General features: G+C 39.3%; 17 protein-coding genes and 1 riboswitch. Of the genes, 14 read left to right on the top strand and 3 right to left on the bottom strand.

The features are described 5' to 3' along the window. Positions 1-118 precede the first annotated feature (118 nt). From PL11201_RS04705 to PL11201_RS04690, 4 genes are all read left to right on the top strand, one after another. Positions 119-511, top strand: coding sequence for a DUF2358 domain-containing protein (locus tag PL11201_RS04705; RefSeq protein WP_079677462.1), 393 nt, complete (start codon positions 119-121; stop codon positions 509-511). A gap of 32 nt (positions 512-543) precedes the next feature. Continuing rightward, positions 544-1731 carry a TRC40/GET3/ArsA family transport-energizing ATPase gene (locus PL11201_RS04700; RefSeq protein WP_079677461.1) on the top strand — a complete coding sequence of 396 codons (1188 nt, stop codon included), beginning with the start codon at positions 544-546 and terminating at the stop codon, positions 1729-1731. A 164-nt stretch (positions 1732-1895) separates the two neighbouring features. Beyond that, on the top strand, positions 1896-3143 hold the full coding sequence (locus tag PL11201_RS04695; RefSeq protein WP_079677460.1) for an AAA family ATPase: 1248 nt from the start codon (positions 1896-1898) through the stop codon (positions 3141-3143). Beyond that, the gene (locus PL11201_RS04690; protein WP_079677459.1) at positions 3140-3772 is read left to right on the top strand and encodes a retron system putative HNH endonuclease; all 633 of its coding nucleotides are present in this window, start codon (positions 3140-3142) and stop codon (positions 3770-3772) included. The genes PL11201_RS04695 and PL11201_RS04690 overlap by 4 nt, the downstream gene beginning before the upstream one ends. 24 nt (positions 3773-3796) lie before the next feature. On the opposite strand, the gene PL11201_RS04685 is transcribed toward PL11201_RS04690, so the two are convergent. After that, positions 3797-4648 carry an inositol monophosphatase family protein gene (locus PL11201_RS04685; protein WP_079677458.1) on the bottom strand — a complete coding sequence of 284 codons (852 nt, stop codon included), beginning with the start codon at positions 4646-4648 and terminating at the stop codon, positions 3797-3799. 64 nt (positions 4649-4712) lie between these two features. Here PL11201_RS04685 and PL11201_RS04680 point away from each other — a divergent pair, with 64 nt between their 5' ends. Further along, positions 4713-5045, top strand: coding sequence for an NAD(P)H-quinone oxidoreductase subunit M (locus PL11201_RS04680; RefSeq protein ID WP_079677457.1), 333 nt, complete (start codon positions 4713-4715; stop codon positions 5043-5045). A 97-nt stretch (positions 5046-5142) separates the two neighbouring features. Here the strand turns inward: PL11201_RS04680 and PL11201_RS04675 are convergent, their stop codons facing one another. Further along, positions 5143-5403 (bottom strand): hypothetical protein, encoded by a 261-nt coding sequence (locus tag PL11201_RS04675; protein ID WP_079677456.1) that lies wholly within the window; start codon positions 5401-5403, stop codon positions 5143-5145. 272 nt (positions 5404-5675) lie between these two features. Here PL11201_RS04675 and PL11201_RS04670 point away from each other — a divergent pair, with 272 nt between their 5' ends. The 6 genes from PL11201_RS04670 to PL11201_RS04645 all read left to right on the top strand — a co-directional run bounded on the left by PL11201_RS04670 (position 5676) and on the right by PL11201_RS04645 (position 12174). Further along, positions 5676-7862: a PP2C family protein-serine/threonine phosphatase gene (locus tag PL11201_RS04670; RefSeq protein ID WP_079677455.1), complete on the top strand. Its 2187-nt coding sequence runs from the start codon at positions 5676-5678 to the stop codon at positions 7860-7862. A gap of 210 nt (positions 7863-8072) precedes the next feature. Continuing rightward, complete coding sequence (locus tag PL11201_RS04665) at positions 8073-8291, top strand: hypothetical protein (RefSeq protein WP_079677454.1); 219 nt, start codon at positions 8073-8075, stop codon at positions 8289-8291. A gap of 452 nt (positions 8292-8743) precedes the next feature. Beyond that, on the top strand, positions 8744-9178 hold the full coding sequence (locus PL11201_RS04660; protein WP_079677453.1) for a hypothetical protein: 435 nt from the start codon (positions 8744-8746) through the stop codon (positions 9176-9178). Between the two features lie 110 nt (positions 9179-9288). Then, positions 9289-11163, top strand: a complete 1875-nt coding sequence (locus PL11201_RS04655; protein WP_079677452.1) for a sensor domain-containing protein — start codon at positions 9289-9291, stop codon at positions 11161-11163. Between the two features lie 69 nt (positions 11164-11232). After that, entirely contained in the window at positions 11233-11757 is a 525-nt protein-coding gene (locus PL11201_RS04650; protein WP_079677451.1) for a DUF937 domain-containing protein, read from the top strand. A 123-nt stretch (positions 11758-11880) separates the two neighbouring features. Next, a complete protein-coding gene (locus tag PL11201_RS04645; protein WP_079677450.1) occupies positions 11881-12174 on the top strand; it encodes a TIGR03792 family protein in 294 nt (97 codons plus the stop codon). Between the two features lie 6 nt (positions 12175-12180). Here PL11201_RS04645 and PL11201_RS26745 read toward each other — a convergent pair whose 3' ends face one another. Continuing rightward, positions 12181-12324, bottom strand: coding sequence for a hypothetical protein (locus PL11201_RS26745; protein WP_200816704.1), 144 nt, complete (start codon positions 12322-12324; stop codon positions 12181-12183). A gap of 290 nt (positions 12325-12614) precedes the next feature. On the opposite strand from PL11201_RS26745, the gene PL11201_RS04640 reads away from it, so the two are divergent. From PL11201_RS04640 to PL11201_RS04630, 3 genes are all read left to right on the top strand, one after another. Next, a complete protein-coding gene (locus PL11201_RS04640) occupies positions 12615-13454 on the top strand; it encodes a hypothetical protein (RefSeq protein WP_079677449.1) in 840 nt (279 codons plus the stop codon). A gap of 103 nt (positions 13455-13557) precedes the next feature. Beyond that, complete coding sequence (gene cynS / locus PL11201_RS04635; protein ID WP_079677448.1) at positions 13558-14001, top strand: cyanase; 444 nt, start codon at positions 13558-13560, stop codon at positions 13999-14001. Positions 14002-14048: 47 nt separating this feature from the next. Further along, positions 14049-14192, top strand: a riboswitch (cobalamin riboswitch). Positions 14193-14224: 32 nt separating this feature from the next. Further along, entirely contained in the window at positions 14225-14881 is a 657-nt protein-coding gene (locus tag PL11201_RS04630) for a HupE/UreJ family protein (protein ID WP_079677463.1), read from the top strand. Positions 14882-15035: the final 154 nt, after the last annotated feature.

Genomic DNA, 15035 nt, shown 5'->3' with positions numbered 1-15035 from the left:
GAAAGCTAAAAGCTGCTCACAGTAAGTATTTACCTATAGCGAGATTGCCTATTCCCTATTGCCTCTTGCTATAAACTGTATAAATTGTGCGTACCCCGCGCTTACACACCCTAAAATTATGGATATTATTGAGATTATTAAACAAGATTATCAACAATTTCCTGATAATCAAACCTATAGTATTTATGCTGATAATGTTTATTTTGCAGACCCGATGAATCAATTTAACGGGTTACAACGTTATCAACAAATGATTGGATTTATGAAAACTTGGTTTTTAGAGATTCAACTGGATTTACATAATATTACTCAAACTGAGAATTTAATAGAAACCCGTTGGACACTCAGTTGGACAACACCCCTCCCCTGGAAACCCAGAATTTCTATCCCGGGACGGAGTGAACTCAAATTAAACCCCCATAACCTGATTGAAAGCCATATCGACTATTGGGACTGTTCACGCTTGGACGTGGTGAAACAGTTATTCTCGATGAAAAACCGCTACAGTTAAATAATGTAAACAAATTTTAATCTTAAAACGGTATGCGCGTAATTTTAATGACGGGTAAAGGTGGCGTGGGGAAAACCTCCGTTGCAGCAGCAACAGGGTTACGCTGTGCCGAGTTGGGACATAAAACCCTGGTATTGAGCACCGACCCCGCCCACTCCCTCGCCGATAGCTTTGATATGCCCTTGGGACACGAACCCCGTCTCGTTCGACCCAACCTGTGGGGGGCAGAATTGGACGCCCTAATGGAACTCGAAGGCAACTGGGGGGCGGTGAAACGCTATATTAGTCAGGTATTACAGGCGCGAGGACTCGATGGTGTCCAGGCGGAAGAACTGGCTATCTTGCCCGGAATGGACGAAATTTTTGGTCTAGTGCGGATGAAACGCCATTATGATGAGGGGGATTTTGAGGTTTTAATTATTGATTCTGCCCCAACGGGAACCGCGTTGAGACTGTTAAGTTTACCCGAAGTGGGGGGGTGGTATATGAGAAAATTTTATAAACCGTTACAAGGAATGTCGGTGGCGTTGCGTCCTCTATTTGAACCGATTTTTAGACCTTTGACCGGGTTTTCTTTACCTGATAAAGAAGTGATGGACGCACCTTATGAATTTTATGAAAAAATTGAAGCCTTAGAAAAGGTTTTGACCGATAATATGCAAACCTCCGTGCGTTTAGTTACGAACCCGGAAAAAATGGTAATTAAGGAATCTTTACGCGCCCATGCCTATTTAAGTTTGTATAATGTTTCGACAGATTTAGTTATTTCTAATCGGATTATTCCTGAACAAGTGACTGATCCTTTTTTCCAAAAATGGAAAGACAATCAAAAACAATATCGTCAAGAAATCCATGATAATTTTAGCCCCTTACCTGTTAAGGAAGTGCCATTATTTTCTGAGGAGTTATGTGGATTTGAAGCCTTAGAAAGATTGAAAGAAGTGCTATATAAGGATGAAGATCCTAGTCAGGTTTATTATCAAGAAAATACACTTCGAGTGGTGGTAGATAATAATGAATATACGCTAGAATTGTATTTACCTGGGATTCCTAAAGAACAAGTTCAATTGAATAAAACCGGAGACGAACTCAATATCAGAATTGGTAATCATCGTCGGAATTTAGTGTTACCCCAAGCGTTAGCTATGTTACAACCTTCGGGGGCAAAAATGGAAGATGATTATTTAAAAATTCGATTTGCCAATGGGGTGAAGGCGTAAATTTCAGAAACCGGGTTTCTCTAAGAAACCCGGTTTCTAGGATATAGCACTACCAATTAAGGTGTTTGACAATACTAAACCTTGCAACAAGGGTCATAACCTACTGTTCCCTTTTCTAAGAGCGCATAGTGCTATATAATATAATTAATAAAAAATGATGAATTATGAAAATCACCAAATTGCAAATCGATTCTTTTAGAGGCATTAAGAATTTAGAGCTACATTTTGAAACAGATTCACCCACTGTTTTGATTGGGATTAATGGTTCTGGAAAGTCGAGTATTCTTGAATGTTTATCAATTCTGCTATCCTGGTTTACAGCCCGAATTCAAAACCCCCAAAGTTCAGGACGTTCTTTTCAAGAAACTGATATTAAAAATGACCAGAGACAAACTCAGAATACTATTACTGTGGATTTCTGTAATTCACAGAATGTTAATTGGTCTGTTGTTGGTGTTAGGAAAGGATATAGTAGAGATATTAGTAGTTCATTTGTAGAGTTAAAAAAAATTATTGATGAAATTCACAGTTCAGTAGATGGGGAGAATTTATCATTACCTGTCGTTGTCTACTATCCAACAAATCGGGCTGTTCTTGATATTCCTTTAAGAATTAGAAATAAACATTCTTTTGCACAAATTGAAGCCTACGAAGAAGCATTAACCGGAGGACAAATTGATTTTAGACGCTTTTTTGAATGGTTTCGAGATCGGGAAGATTTGGAAAATGAACGACGTCTTAATGATCATCCCAGTTATCGAGATCCTCAATTAGAAGCAGTCAGAAAAGCTTATGAAGTTTTTATGAATGGGTTTTCTAACTTACGAGTGCAGCGCTTACCATTACGCATGACATTAGATAAAAATGGGAAGGAACTGATTATTAATCAACTTTCTGATGGAGAGAAATGTTTGTTGGCTTTAGTCAGTGATTTAGCAAGACGTTTAGCGATCGCTAATCCTGATTTATCAGAACCTTTAGAGGGAGAAGGGGTGATTCTTATTGATGAAATAGAGCTTCATCTTCACCCGAAATGGCAACAAAATATTATTCCAGCTTTAACCCAAACCTTCCCGAATTGTCAGTTTATTGTTACAACTCATTCACCTTTAGTAATTAGTCATGTTGACTGGGTTCATTTATTGTGTGTTACACCAAATGATATAATTGTGGAACGGTTAAGATCCTATGGAAAAGATAGTAACCGAATTCTGGAAACCTTGATGGATTCTTCAGAACGTCCCGTTGAGATTCAACAAGATTTTCTGAAACTATTTCGCCTTATTGATAGTGATCAATTGGAAGAAGCCAAAAGATCACTTCAACAACTGCGAGATAAATTGGGAGAAGAAGATCCTAAATTTGTTAGGGCTGATGGCTTAATTCGACGCAAAGAAATTCTCAAATCATGAAACATATTAAAAAACAGGAAGAACCGCAAGAATTCAAAGACTGGAAACAGCAACAAAAGTCTACTGGTATTAACTATAATTATGAAAGTTTTCAAAATCCAGAAAAGAGATTAGTACATTCGGCTTTACTTAGTGAACAAGGATATATTTGCTGTTACTGTTGTCAGAAGATAGAGAGAGAAACTAGCCATATTGAGCATTTTTTACCCCAAAGTAAAACCGATGCAGAATTATCTGTAACCTACTCTAATCTTTTAGCCTCCTGTGGTAGTTCTCAACATTGGCCTAAACATTGTGGTAATCAAAGGGAAAATCATCCGATTCCCGTCTCACCCCTACAAACTAACTGTGAAGAGTATTTTAGATATACTGGAGAGGGTGAAATTATTCCTACTAATAATTTAGAATTACAAGAGAAAGCAAAAGAAACAATTGATATCCTTAACCTGAATCACTATGATCTTAAACAAATGCGAATTGAAAAATTAGATCTATTACAAGGAATTACTTACGAGGAAGCTCAAGAAAAGGCTGAATTCTATGGTAAATTAGACGAACAGGAACATTATCAACCGTTTTGTGTAGCAATTTTATACTATTTGAAAGCCTATTATGGGATCAAATTATAATAAAAAATCATCTATTTTAAATGTTTATAAGGTGCGTAAGCGATCGCTTACGCACCCTACTTTTAGTTTTTTTTTATTGATAAAATCATTAGCTAAGGGTTGAAATACTGATAATAATTCAGCTTGACTCACGACCAATGTAGGGTAAGATTGAGTTCCATAATTTCGTCCAATTTCTAGGGGAAAAGGTTCGGTCGAGAGGGGATACCAAACCGCACCCGCCGCCTTAACAATAACCCAACTTCCGGCGATATCCCAAATTTTAGGAGTGGCCTCCACGCCCCCTAAAGTAGCACCGACGGCCACCGTGAGGAAATTATAAGCCGCCATCCCTAACATCCGAATTTTACAAGGGAGATGGGGAGCGATCGCAATACTTCGAGAACATAAATTAAAGAAGTGATTAGAACTCAAAGCATCAGAACTAGCATGAATGGGTTTACAATTTAAAAACGCTCCTGCTGGGCCAGTTAACCCCGATGAACCGAACCAAAACCCGTGAAAAGTTTGCTGTAAAGGCGGTAAATGGATTAAACCAAATACGGGAGTGCCTTGATAGAGTAATCCTAGGGAAATCCCCCAAATCGGAATCCCTCTGGCAAAATTAGTCGTACCATCTAAAGGATCAATCACCCAACACCAGTCGGTATTCGGAAAAATATGTTCAGCTTCTTCACTGATCACCCCATGATCAGGAAAAGTATTAGCGATGCGGGTGCGAATTTCTTGATCCGCCCACTGGTCAGACTGGGTGACTAAACTGCCATCAGCTTTTTCCGCAGCTTGGACTGTGCCAAAATCGAGGATTAACTGTTGTCCAACATCGGTGGCGGTGGTGAGTGCAAAGTTAAAAATTTGATCCCAAAAATTAGTCATTATTTCCTAGAGTAATGTCAAAATAAAAAACAATCCCGATAAAATCTATTTAGTTAAACCGCTTATGCTGCTGAAATCAACAACCCGCCATATTCATATTTATACGGCGGAAATTCAAGATGAGGAGTTAGTGGACAATCAACAGGTATTGACCTTGGATATTGATCCCGATAACGAATTTAACTGGAACGATCAGGCTTTGCAACAAGTCTATCGCAAATTTGATCAGTTAGTCGAAGCGTTCAGTGGCGAAGACCTCACCGAATATAATTTACGTCGAATCGGATCGGATTTAGAGCATTTAGTCCGATCGCTGATCCAAAAAGGTGAAATTAGCTATAACCTCGACTGTCGGGCGGTGAACTATAGCATGGGATTACCCCGAGTCGGCAGTTAGTAAAATTATAACCATAAAGGGCCTGTACTTACTGTATACAGACCCTTTATCAAGAGTTTATAGATGCCCTAAAAATGATGATCACTCTCAAATTCACTTACTCATCAGGTGCTGGGGATGGTTTTTGCGATCGCTGACGCTGTAAAAACTGTTTCATAGAAAGTTGACGGTTACTCATAAATCGATTCCAAGAACCTGGAAAAAACTGATCCATGGTTTCAATTAAAGCCCAAACCTCTAAATTAATCATCTGGTAATAGTGACCGTGGGACTTTTTGAGTTGAGTCAAGCGTTCATTAATTTCCAAATAAGGTAATAATTTAGGGTCATCGGAGGGGTTAGGGGGAGAATCACTCATGCTGTAAGTATCCTTGCCCAGAGCCAAGAAAAATTAACAACAAATGGTCAAGCAGATAGTGATGCTCAAAGGCTACAATAGTTCAGATTACCTGATCTTGATTGCCAATTGCTGCTAATTTTTAGGGTGAGTTATCAAAATTAGGCACCGATTGGACATCTATTGTGGTTCTGGTGTTATCGCCTCCAGCCCACGGGGTGGATAACAACTGTAAACCATCCTAATTTTAGAAGATCACTTTTGAGTGGCAACGCCAGGCGTGAGGAACCCAAATGCAAAATCCTGTGGCAAAACACTATCTGTGGACTGTAGGCGAAGGGATCGAAGATCAGCCTTCGGGAACACTGCTCGCAGATCGCTACCTCCTCAAAACCAATAGAATTGCGGTTGATACGCGGCCAGAACTATTGCCTGACATACCCAGCGAGATTTCTGATCAGATTTCTCCCTATCTAAAATTATTTGCCTATCGGTTGCACATTCCGCAGGTCTATGGAGTCATCTCCCCGGCAAAAGGCACAAATCATAAACCGATCATCCTCTTAGAAAAGGGGCCGATTGCCACCCATGGGGAAACCTTAATGCCTACCCTAGCAGCCCTGTGGCCCGATGCCACAGCGATGCGCCAACTGAATTGGTTATGGCAAATCGCTCAACTTTGGCAACCCCTAACCCGTCAAGAGGTTGCTTCAAGTTTGCTTAATTCCCATTTGCTGCGAGTTCAGGGAAGATTTGTTCGGTTGTTGCAATTAGACTTAGACATCCATAATCCCACCCTCAAACAGTTGGGTTATTTTTGGCAACAGTGGGTTCCGACCGCCCAGCCTCAAATTCAAAAATTCCTCCGACAACTGACCCATCAAATGATCTCGGGTGAGTTACGCACCTCAACCCAACTGATCCAACAATTGGATCAAGCCCTTTCTATTTGCGGACGGGGTTATCATCGTCGGATTGAGATTGCCGCGGGAACGGATGCTGGCCCCACTCGTTCCCATAATGAGGATGCCTGCTATCCCGAGGGGAGTAAACCCATCCTAGTTCCCGTAACTGAACCGGCTCTGGCTATTGTTTGTGATGGAATTGGGGGACAGGACGGCGGAGAAGTGGCATCTTCAATGGCGATTGATGTTCTGCGTCAGCAGGTGGAACAAATGCCCCTGCATCAAGCCAATTGGGATCCATTATCCTTAACTCCTAAATTAAAACGGGCAACTTGCATCGCCAATGACATGATTTGTCAACGCAACGATGATGAAAACCGTCAGGGCAGGGAACGCATGGGAACCACCTTGGTGATGGCTTTGGCCCATATTCATGAAATTTATTTAATCCATTTAGGGGATAGTCGGGTTTATTGGATTAGTTCCAGTGGTTGTCATCAAGTGACGGTGGATGATGATGTGGCTTCTCGCCAGGTGCGTTTAGGTTGTGCCCTCTATCGAGATGCTCTGCAACAGGGGGCTTCTGGGGCCTTAATTCAAGCCCTGGGGATTACTTCATCGGTGACGCTGCATCCAACGGTACAACGGTTTCCCCTGGATGAAGATTGTGTGTTTTTATTATGTTCTGATGGGTTAAGCGATCGCGATCGGGTGGAACAATATTGGGAAGCCGAAATTTTACCCGTTTTGCGTCAGGAAGTTGATTTAGCAACGGTTCGGGATCGTCTGATTGAAATTGCCAATACTCAAAACGGCCATGATAACGTCACCATTGCTTTGTTATTAATTACGGTAGTTCCCAAGGATGATCCCGATGCCCAGAAAGAGATCTGTATCCCTCCTGTGATTCCTTTAACCGACGAGTTGGGGGATGATTCTTCCGATACAAACGATGCTGAAGATTCATCAATGGAAACAGTAATTGGTCGCCCTAGACCAGTCCAGTCTGGGGTCAAGAAGATTTGGTTCCTATCCTTGGGTATTGCTGTGTTATTAGGGATTCTAGGGGCTTTACTCTACGGCTTAGGGATGTTCAACCACGATCCCCAAGCACAACCGACAGACACTCCAACCCCTACGGATAGTCTTTCTAATCCTCCAACCTCCACTCCCACAGCCTCTGCCACCAGTCTCTTAAAACTACAATCTTTGATTAAATTGGGAAATCCGATCGCCAATTCCAAGCCAATTACTCTGCTCACGGAATTTGGTAAAAACACTGTTAAGGGAACTGTTCCAGAGGGAACGGTGTTTCAGGTTCAGCAAAAACAGTCTACTCCTCAAGGGGGAACCTGGGTGGAAGTCAAAATTTGTTCGACTCCTACCACGAAAGCATCAGTTAATGGCCAGTTGTCTCAGGTTGATGCAACACAACCATTGTCATCTCCCTATACCCCTGTCACCCCATCCCTACAGGCGGGGAACCAGGGTTGGTTGCCGGAACAGGAGATTAATAACCGTCTGATCCCTAACTTTTCTCCTGTGGGTCAAGACAAAGGACAGTGTACCCCTTAACGATGAATCACGATAAAGCCTAACTAGAAGTTAGGGGTTTTAGACCCAATTTTTCGATAACTTTGATCAGGATCACCATTAAACCTTGTTTTTTATCACCCCACCCTGACATTAAATATCAGTACAGTCAGTGTATCGGGATCACGACAGATTTTGTTAAACTCCCTGATACTAGGTATTATCACAACTTTTCAATAGTAGGAATGTGCCATGACTTGTATTCGTGTTCGTGATGTAGTTCAAGAAGTGATGTCTGCGGGCTATCTGAGCCTGAATATGGAAAACCAATTAAGACGAATGCTACAAACCACCCATTATGATTCTGAGGATGTCCATGCCTTTGCTAATTTACAGTTAGCCGCCATGTCGGGAAAAGTTAAGCAAGAATCCCGTGAATTATATCAATTGGCAATTATGGAAAGGGAATGAACAGGTATGAAATTCACAATAAACATGGGAAAATTAATTTCTTAACTCGTAATAGCCTTTCTTAAATCTCCGAATTGTAACCTTTTTTGATTAAGATCAATAGATCGTATCAAATTGTCAAAATTAACGGAGATAATCTCGGATTAAATCAAAAGTAACTAGAAATAAAACAGTTAAAATAATATATAAAAGCAGATAAAATGAACGATAACATTATCAAAATCTAAAAACTAATCATTATTTATCTATAGATAAAACCCAACCCTTCACAGGGGTTTGTGATCTAGGTCACTCTGGTAATGTTAATTCAGTCAGAACAGATTCTGCGTGTTATCACGGAGATCAGATCAGCACATCACAACCATAACCCCCTTATAATCACTGACATTTAGCAGAAATACTTAGATTATAGGAACGCAAGTCAAAATAGTTTATCCGTGAGCATAACAAACATGATTGTGGCTACCAAATCAACTCAAACCTTTCTTAGTGCTAATGGCTCACTCAAACCGATTCCCCTATCAACAAAATTTGGTGAGATTGAGTTAGAGCAACTGTGTAGAATCGCTGAACACAATCAGTGGAAAACAGAGAACCTCGACCATCGTATTACTCAAGCGCGGTTGATGGTGGATGCAAATTGGGCTAGTCCTAAAGATCATGCCCTTTTAGAGTTAGAACAACGGGGAAAATTACATTTGGTGGATGGAACAGAATATTGGGTGGTAGAATTAGACCCAAACCGGGCGGCGGGAATTTACTTGAATCCAGATACTTATACCTTGGAAGTAATGGTGATCAATTTAGAATGGTTTGCACCCCTTCATCGAGAAAAAGTAATCACCCTGAAAAGACTGATTGAGTTAACGGGGTCGGATCATCCTTAAAACAACCCAATCTTATTTAATTATATAGGATTGCTACATTTCCCCACCCAGCCAATGTTCACACAGCTTCTATTACACTAAAAATAACTCATTTAGCTGTGCCTTTATCTATGAAATTTTGGCAAAAATTACTCGTGAATTCAGCCTACCAAATTACTTTAATTTATGGAGTAATTGGGAGTCTTTGGATTGCTTTTTCTGATCAAGTATTAGCAATATTAGCGAATTATCCCTATTCAATTACATTTCTTCAAACTATTAAAGGGTGGTTCTTTGTTCTGATTACCAGTATTTTACTTTATTATTTAATTCATCGAGAAACCCAGCGTTTGCAACTCTCAGAAAAACGGTATAGAGATTTGTTTCTGAGTCATCCTCAACCGATTTGGGTTTACGATCTGAAAACTTTAAAATTTTTGGCGGTTAATGAGGCAGCGATCGCCCATTATGGTTATTCAGAAAAAGAATTTCTGAAAATGAAAATATTAGATATTTATCCTGATCAAAAGTCGGAATTTTTCAGGAGTTTAATCACCGGTAATCCTGAAAATATTGATCTTGGAAATTTTTCTCAACATCAAAAAAAAGATGGCACCTTAATCGAAGTAGAAATGCTTTCTCATCAATTACAATGGAACGATCAATCTGCCCAGGTGGTTTTAGCCCAGGATATCACTACCCGTATACAAGCTGAAAGACAATTACAACGATATGCGTTTCAAGATTTTCTCACTGGTTTAGCCAATCGTAGCCAATTAATTGAATGCTTAAAATATTGTTTAGAAATCCCTGTTGATTCTCAAAACTTTGCTTTAATTTATATTAATTTATATACCGTTAAATCCCTAAGATATAGTTGGGGTTACAATTTAGCTGAACAATTATTAATTGAAGTGAGTCATCGTTTAAAAAATTGTATGAGCGTCGAAGATATTGTTGCTAGAGTCGATAGCGAAGACTTTGCTATTTTAATTCCTGATTTTATTGATATTAAGTGTTTAAATTCTAAAATCAATCGCATTAAAAATCAATTTATCACCCCCTTTAATTTAAACGGAATTAACCTCACCTCAGCAATTAATATGGGAATTGTTTGTAGCGAATTTAGCTGGAAATATCCCGAACAATATTTACAATCTGCTGATATTGCCCTGTACTATGCAAAAAAACAAGGAAAAAGTGCTACCCTATTTTATCATCCTCAAATGCTAGAAACCATTACCCAAAGAGAAACCTTAGAGGCAGATTTACAAAAGGCGATCACCCATCAACAGTTGCATTTGAATTATGAACCGATTATTCATTTAAACACCGGAAATATTATTGGCTTTGAAGCATTAGTGCGTTGGAAACACCCCACAAAAGGTTTAATTCCTCCGGTTGAATTTATTCCTATTGCTGAAGAAACAGAATTAATTATCCCTCTAGGACGATGGGTTTTAGAACAAGCTTGTCGGGATTTATATAAGTTGCAACAACGGTTTCCCGATCTGAGTATGAGTGTTAACTTATCAGAAGTGCAGTTGCATCATCCTGATTTATTGGCAGAAATTGATCAGATTATTCAATCCAATAATTTAGATTATAGTCGCTTGAAATTAGAAATTACCGAGACTAGCTTGATGAAAAGTTCCGCTAATTGTATTAGCATCTTAACGCAGTTAAAAAATCGGGGAATCAAAATTTTAATTGATGATTTTGGGACGGGATACTCCTCTTTAAGTTACTTGCAGAATTTACCCATAGATATCCTAAAAATCGATAGAAGTTTTGTTGAAAATTTACAATATCAAGGAAAAGATTTAGAAATCACCAAAACCATTATTAATTTAGCCAAATGTTTAAACTTAGATATTATTGCCGAAGGAATTGAAACTCCAATTCAAAAGGAAATTTTGCAGTCGTTAGGCTGCGAAGCTGCCCAAGGATATTTGTTTTCTCGTCCCTTAAATTTTGAGGCCGTTATTAGCTTTTTATCGACTTAATTAAGCCAATAGATCAAATCTAGGATAAACTAGACTGTAGTTCATCTGTATCAGAGGTTGAGTCATACTATGGGACTATTTGATCAAATTTTAACAGCTTTGAATGATCCCAATACAGTGGGAAACACCGACCAAATCAGTAGTATTCTGAATACCGCTCAACAGTTTGGCAATCAATTAGGGATTTCTCCTGAAACGAGTCAAATGGTGATGTCAATGGTGGGTAATTCTGTGCGGTCTTCTTTGCAAGAAAAGCAAACCGAAATCGGAAATGATGGGGTACAAAATCTAGTCAATCAATTTGCTGGAATTACTTCTAACCCCCAAGCCGTGGAAATGCTATTTTCTTCAAGTCAGCAACAGCAATTGATTCAAACCGTTTCCCAACATACCGGGGTTAGTGCCGAAACTATTCAATCCGTTTTACCTATGGTGGTTCCTTTAGTTTTAAACCTGCTCAAAACAGGAACTAATCAACAACAATCTGCATCAGGTTCTAATTCGGTTTTAAATAGTTTTTTAGATGCGGATGGGGATGGAGATGTGGATATTGCTGATGCCATGCGTTTAGGGGGACAATATTTTAAAGGTTAAAAGGAATTGGGAGTAGGAAATCATCGATGGTTTCTGGTTTCCTACTTCTGCAAAATATAGCAATAGGGAGGGTTTTTAAAACTTTTTGGTGTCTTTGTAGTTTAATTAATCTTAATAAAAACTATGGTTATTGAGTGGTTAAAATTCAAAGTTCCCCCGGAACAATGGGAGCTATTTATTCAAAAAGATGAAGAAGTTTGGACAGCCGGACTAAAGAAGTTTCCCGGGTTTCTCGGAAAAGAAGTTTGGGTGGATGTGGAAAATCAAGAAATTGTCATGGCGATTCGTTGGGAGTCCCAGGAAAAACTAGCCAGCTTTCCTGAAAAAACCATTCGGGAACTTGACAAAAAAATGGGAGTATTAAAAATACCTATTTTAGAAAGTCGATGCTATCAAATTAGAAAATTTATCCTCTAAAACCCGTTAAACAGTTGATGAGAATTTATGAACTAAAGCCAAAATAAAATTCACACTCAAAAACCCGACTCCTAGGACTAAAATTACAAAAGTAGTAACACTCAAAATTGATCTCAATTGATCGGATTTTGGATTTTGATTTGGTTTCATTATGATTGATCTCCTAGGAATTACTATTTTCTGTTGATGGGGCTACAGTTGGGACAAACCTGGTCTTCTAACAGGAAAGATTGAGTATAGGCGTTAAGAGTGTTAAAATCCAGACAACCCAAGGGCATTCAGTGATAAGTTCAGAGGATTTTGTACTCCCAAAACATCTTAACAGTTAAGGACTCACCGAACCGATAATCAAATTGTTAATTCTTAGTGCGGATAGCCATAATTTTTTGTATTCTGGAGTTAACCACTGTGTCCCAATATCCCCAGTAGAATAGATTATTATGTTTCCCCCAGCGTCTTCTGCCCATCCCAATCGACCTGCTATAACTTCTAGTCCTATGCCGATGCCTAACTCTATTCTTCCTAAAACGGTTTTTTCTTCCCTGAAACAACGGCATTGGTTAGAGTTAGCAGAGTATGTTTCTCTGATCAGTTCGGCTGTCGGTTCGGGAGTAGTAGCCCTTTCGGGTCAAGCCTTTTATGGAGTTGCCCCCCTCACCTTAGCCCTATCGCTAAATGTTGCCAACCGTTATCGTTTAGAACAACAAACCCATCAAAATCAAATTGAAATTGTTCAAGCTCAAGACTCAGTGGAAAAATTAGAAAAAAATACCGTTAAAGTAGTAGTGGGTTTAAGGCAACAACTCTTACAAGAAATTCAATCCCTCCAGCAAAAATTAGAGGCTTTTCCTACCACGGAAGCTTTGGACTCGGCCTATCGAGCAAAACAAGTCGCAGCTTTAGGACAAGCGGTAACCTCCAGCACCGAACATATTTCCCTGGCCTTAGCAGAAATTAGAGCAGAATTTCGGCAAGAATTACAAACATTTTCCTCAACTGAAACGGCTCATTTAGAGTCTTTACAAGTGGATTTTCAAGGGCGATTTTTGGAAATTCAAGCCGTAATTGATCAATTACAACAGGAAAAATCTGGACACCCTGTTTCCGATCTCGATCTATCCCAGATTCAAACCCGATTAGATGAACTCACCCAAGAACATCAAGAGGTGATTAAACCCAATTTAAGACGGTTATTATCCGTTGTCAAACAATTACAAACCAATCATACCCGGACTTTACCTGTTCCGCCTAAACCTCTACCGAAAAATCCACCTGCATAGGATTGATCCATTCCCCAAAATTAAATACTTCCGTTGAATGACTAGCAAAATATTTTATACTTTGAAACGAGTTATAACCGATAAATTCTACGAGGAACTTCAAATGGCTGTTTCAGAAATTACAGAAAAGTTATTAGCGGCAAAAAAATCTAAAGGGGTCACCTTTTCGGATTTAGAACAACTGCTGGGGCGCGATGAAGTTTGGATTGCTGCGGTTATTTATCGACAAGCGAGTGCCTCCTATGAGGAGGCTAAAAAATTAGTTGAAGCTCTAGGTTTAAATTCAGAATATATTGAAATCCTAACGGATTATCCCGTCAAAGGATCACTTGATCCAGTTATTCCGACCGATCCCTTAATCTATCGATTTTATGAAATTGTGCAGGTGTATGGAATGCCTCTTAAAAGCGTGATTCATGAAAAATTTGGAGACGGAATTATGAGTGCGATTGATTTTACCTTGGATGTGGATAAAATCGAAGACCCCAATGGCGATCGGGTTAAAATTACGATGTCTGGAAAATTCCTTTCCTATAAAAAATGGTAATAATTTAAGTATTTCTCCTGGTTGAATATCGGGAGAAATTATGATATAATGAAAGATATGAATTCGGTTTTAGCGGGGAACAGTCGCTAGAAGCAAGGGGAAAGTTTGGCGAAAATCCAACACTGTCCCGCAACTGTGATGAGAATATTAATCTCTAAGTCAGAACACCCACCGAAATCAGATTGTTCTTTCGCACATCTGCGCGGTACAGATGGTGTTTAAAATGTTAAAGTCTTTTCAAAATTTTTCGCTACAAAATAGCAATCGAATCTTAGTTTTAGGGGTGAGTTTATTATTACTCTTAATGGCGCAACCTGCGGAAGCCCATCATGCCTTTGGAGGGAAAACCCCGGAAAACTTTTTTCAAGGATTTCTCGCCGGACTTGCCCATCCGATTATTGGAATTGATCATTTGGCTTTTGTTATTGCCATCGGTTTAATTGCAGCCGGAATTGTGGGCGGTAGTTGGATAATTGTTGCTTTTCTGTTAACCGCAATGTTGGGAACCGGAATTCATTTAATGAGTTTTAATTTACCCATTCCTGAAATCGCGATCGCCCTTTCTGTGATCACAATTGGGCTGTTATTAGTTCTCAAACAACAGTTACCCCTAGCATTATTAATTGGTTTATCCAGTGTGGCGGGTTTGTTTCATGGTTATGCCTACGGAGAATCAATTATGGGAGCCGAAATGACCCCCTTAATCTCCTATTTAGTTGGGTTTACAGCCATTCAATTGATGATTGCTGGAGCCACAATGAAACTGACTCAATCCTTTAAGGAAACCTTAGAAAATAGCCAATTTTCTCTAATCAAATATTCGGGTTTTGCCGTTTTAGCCATTGGTGTAGTAGGTTTATCCTTAGCCATTGTCAGCTAGTTGAGCCTAATTAGAATTGAGTAGAGATATTGATAAAATATCTCTACTTTTAACCTGCAAACTTTGAATTATAACAACCCGGATAAAGATTGATCCAACAAAGCTGACGGTGAAGTCTTTCCCCCATTCGTAATTCGTAATTCGTAATTCCCTG

The sequence above is a fragment of the Planktothrix sp. PCC 11201 genome (assembly GCF_900009135.1).
Classification (GTDB): domain Bacteria; phylum Cyanobacteriota; class Cyanobacteriia; order Cyanobacteriales; family Microcoleaceae; genus Planktothrix.
This window is presented reverse-complemented; position numbering and strand designations above follow the sequence as displayed.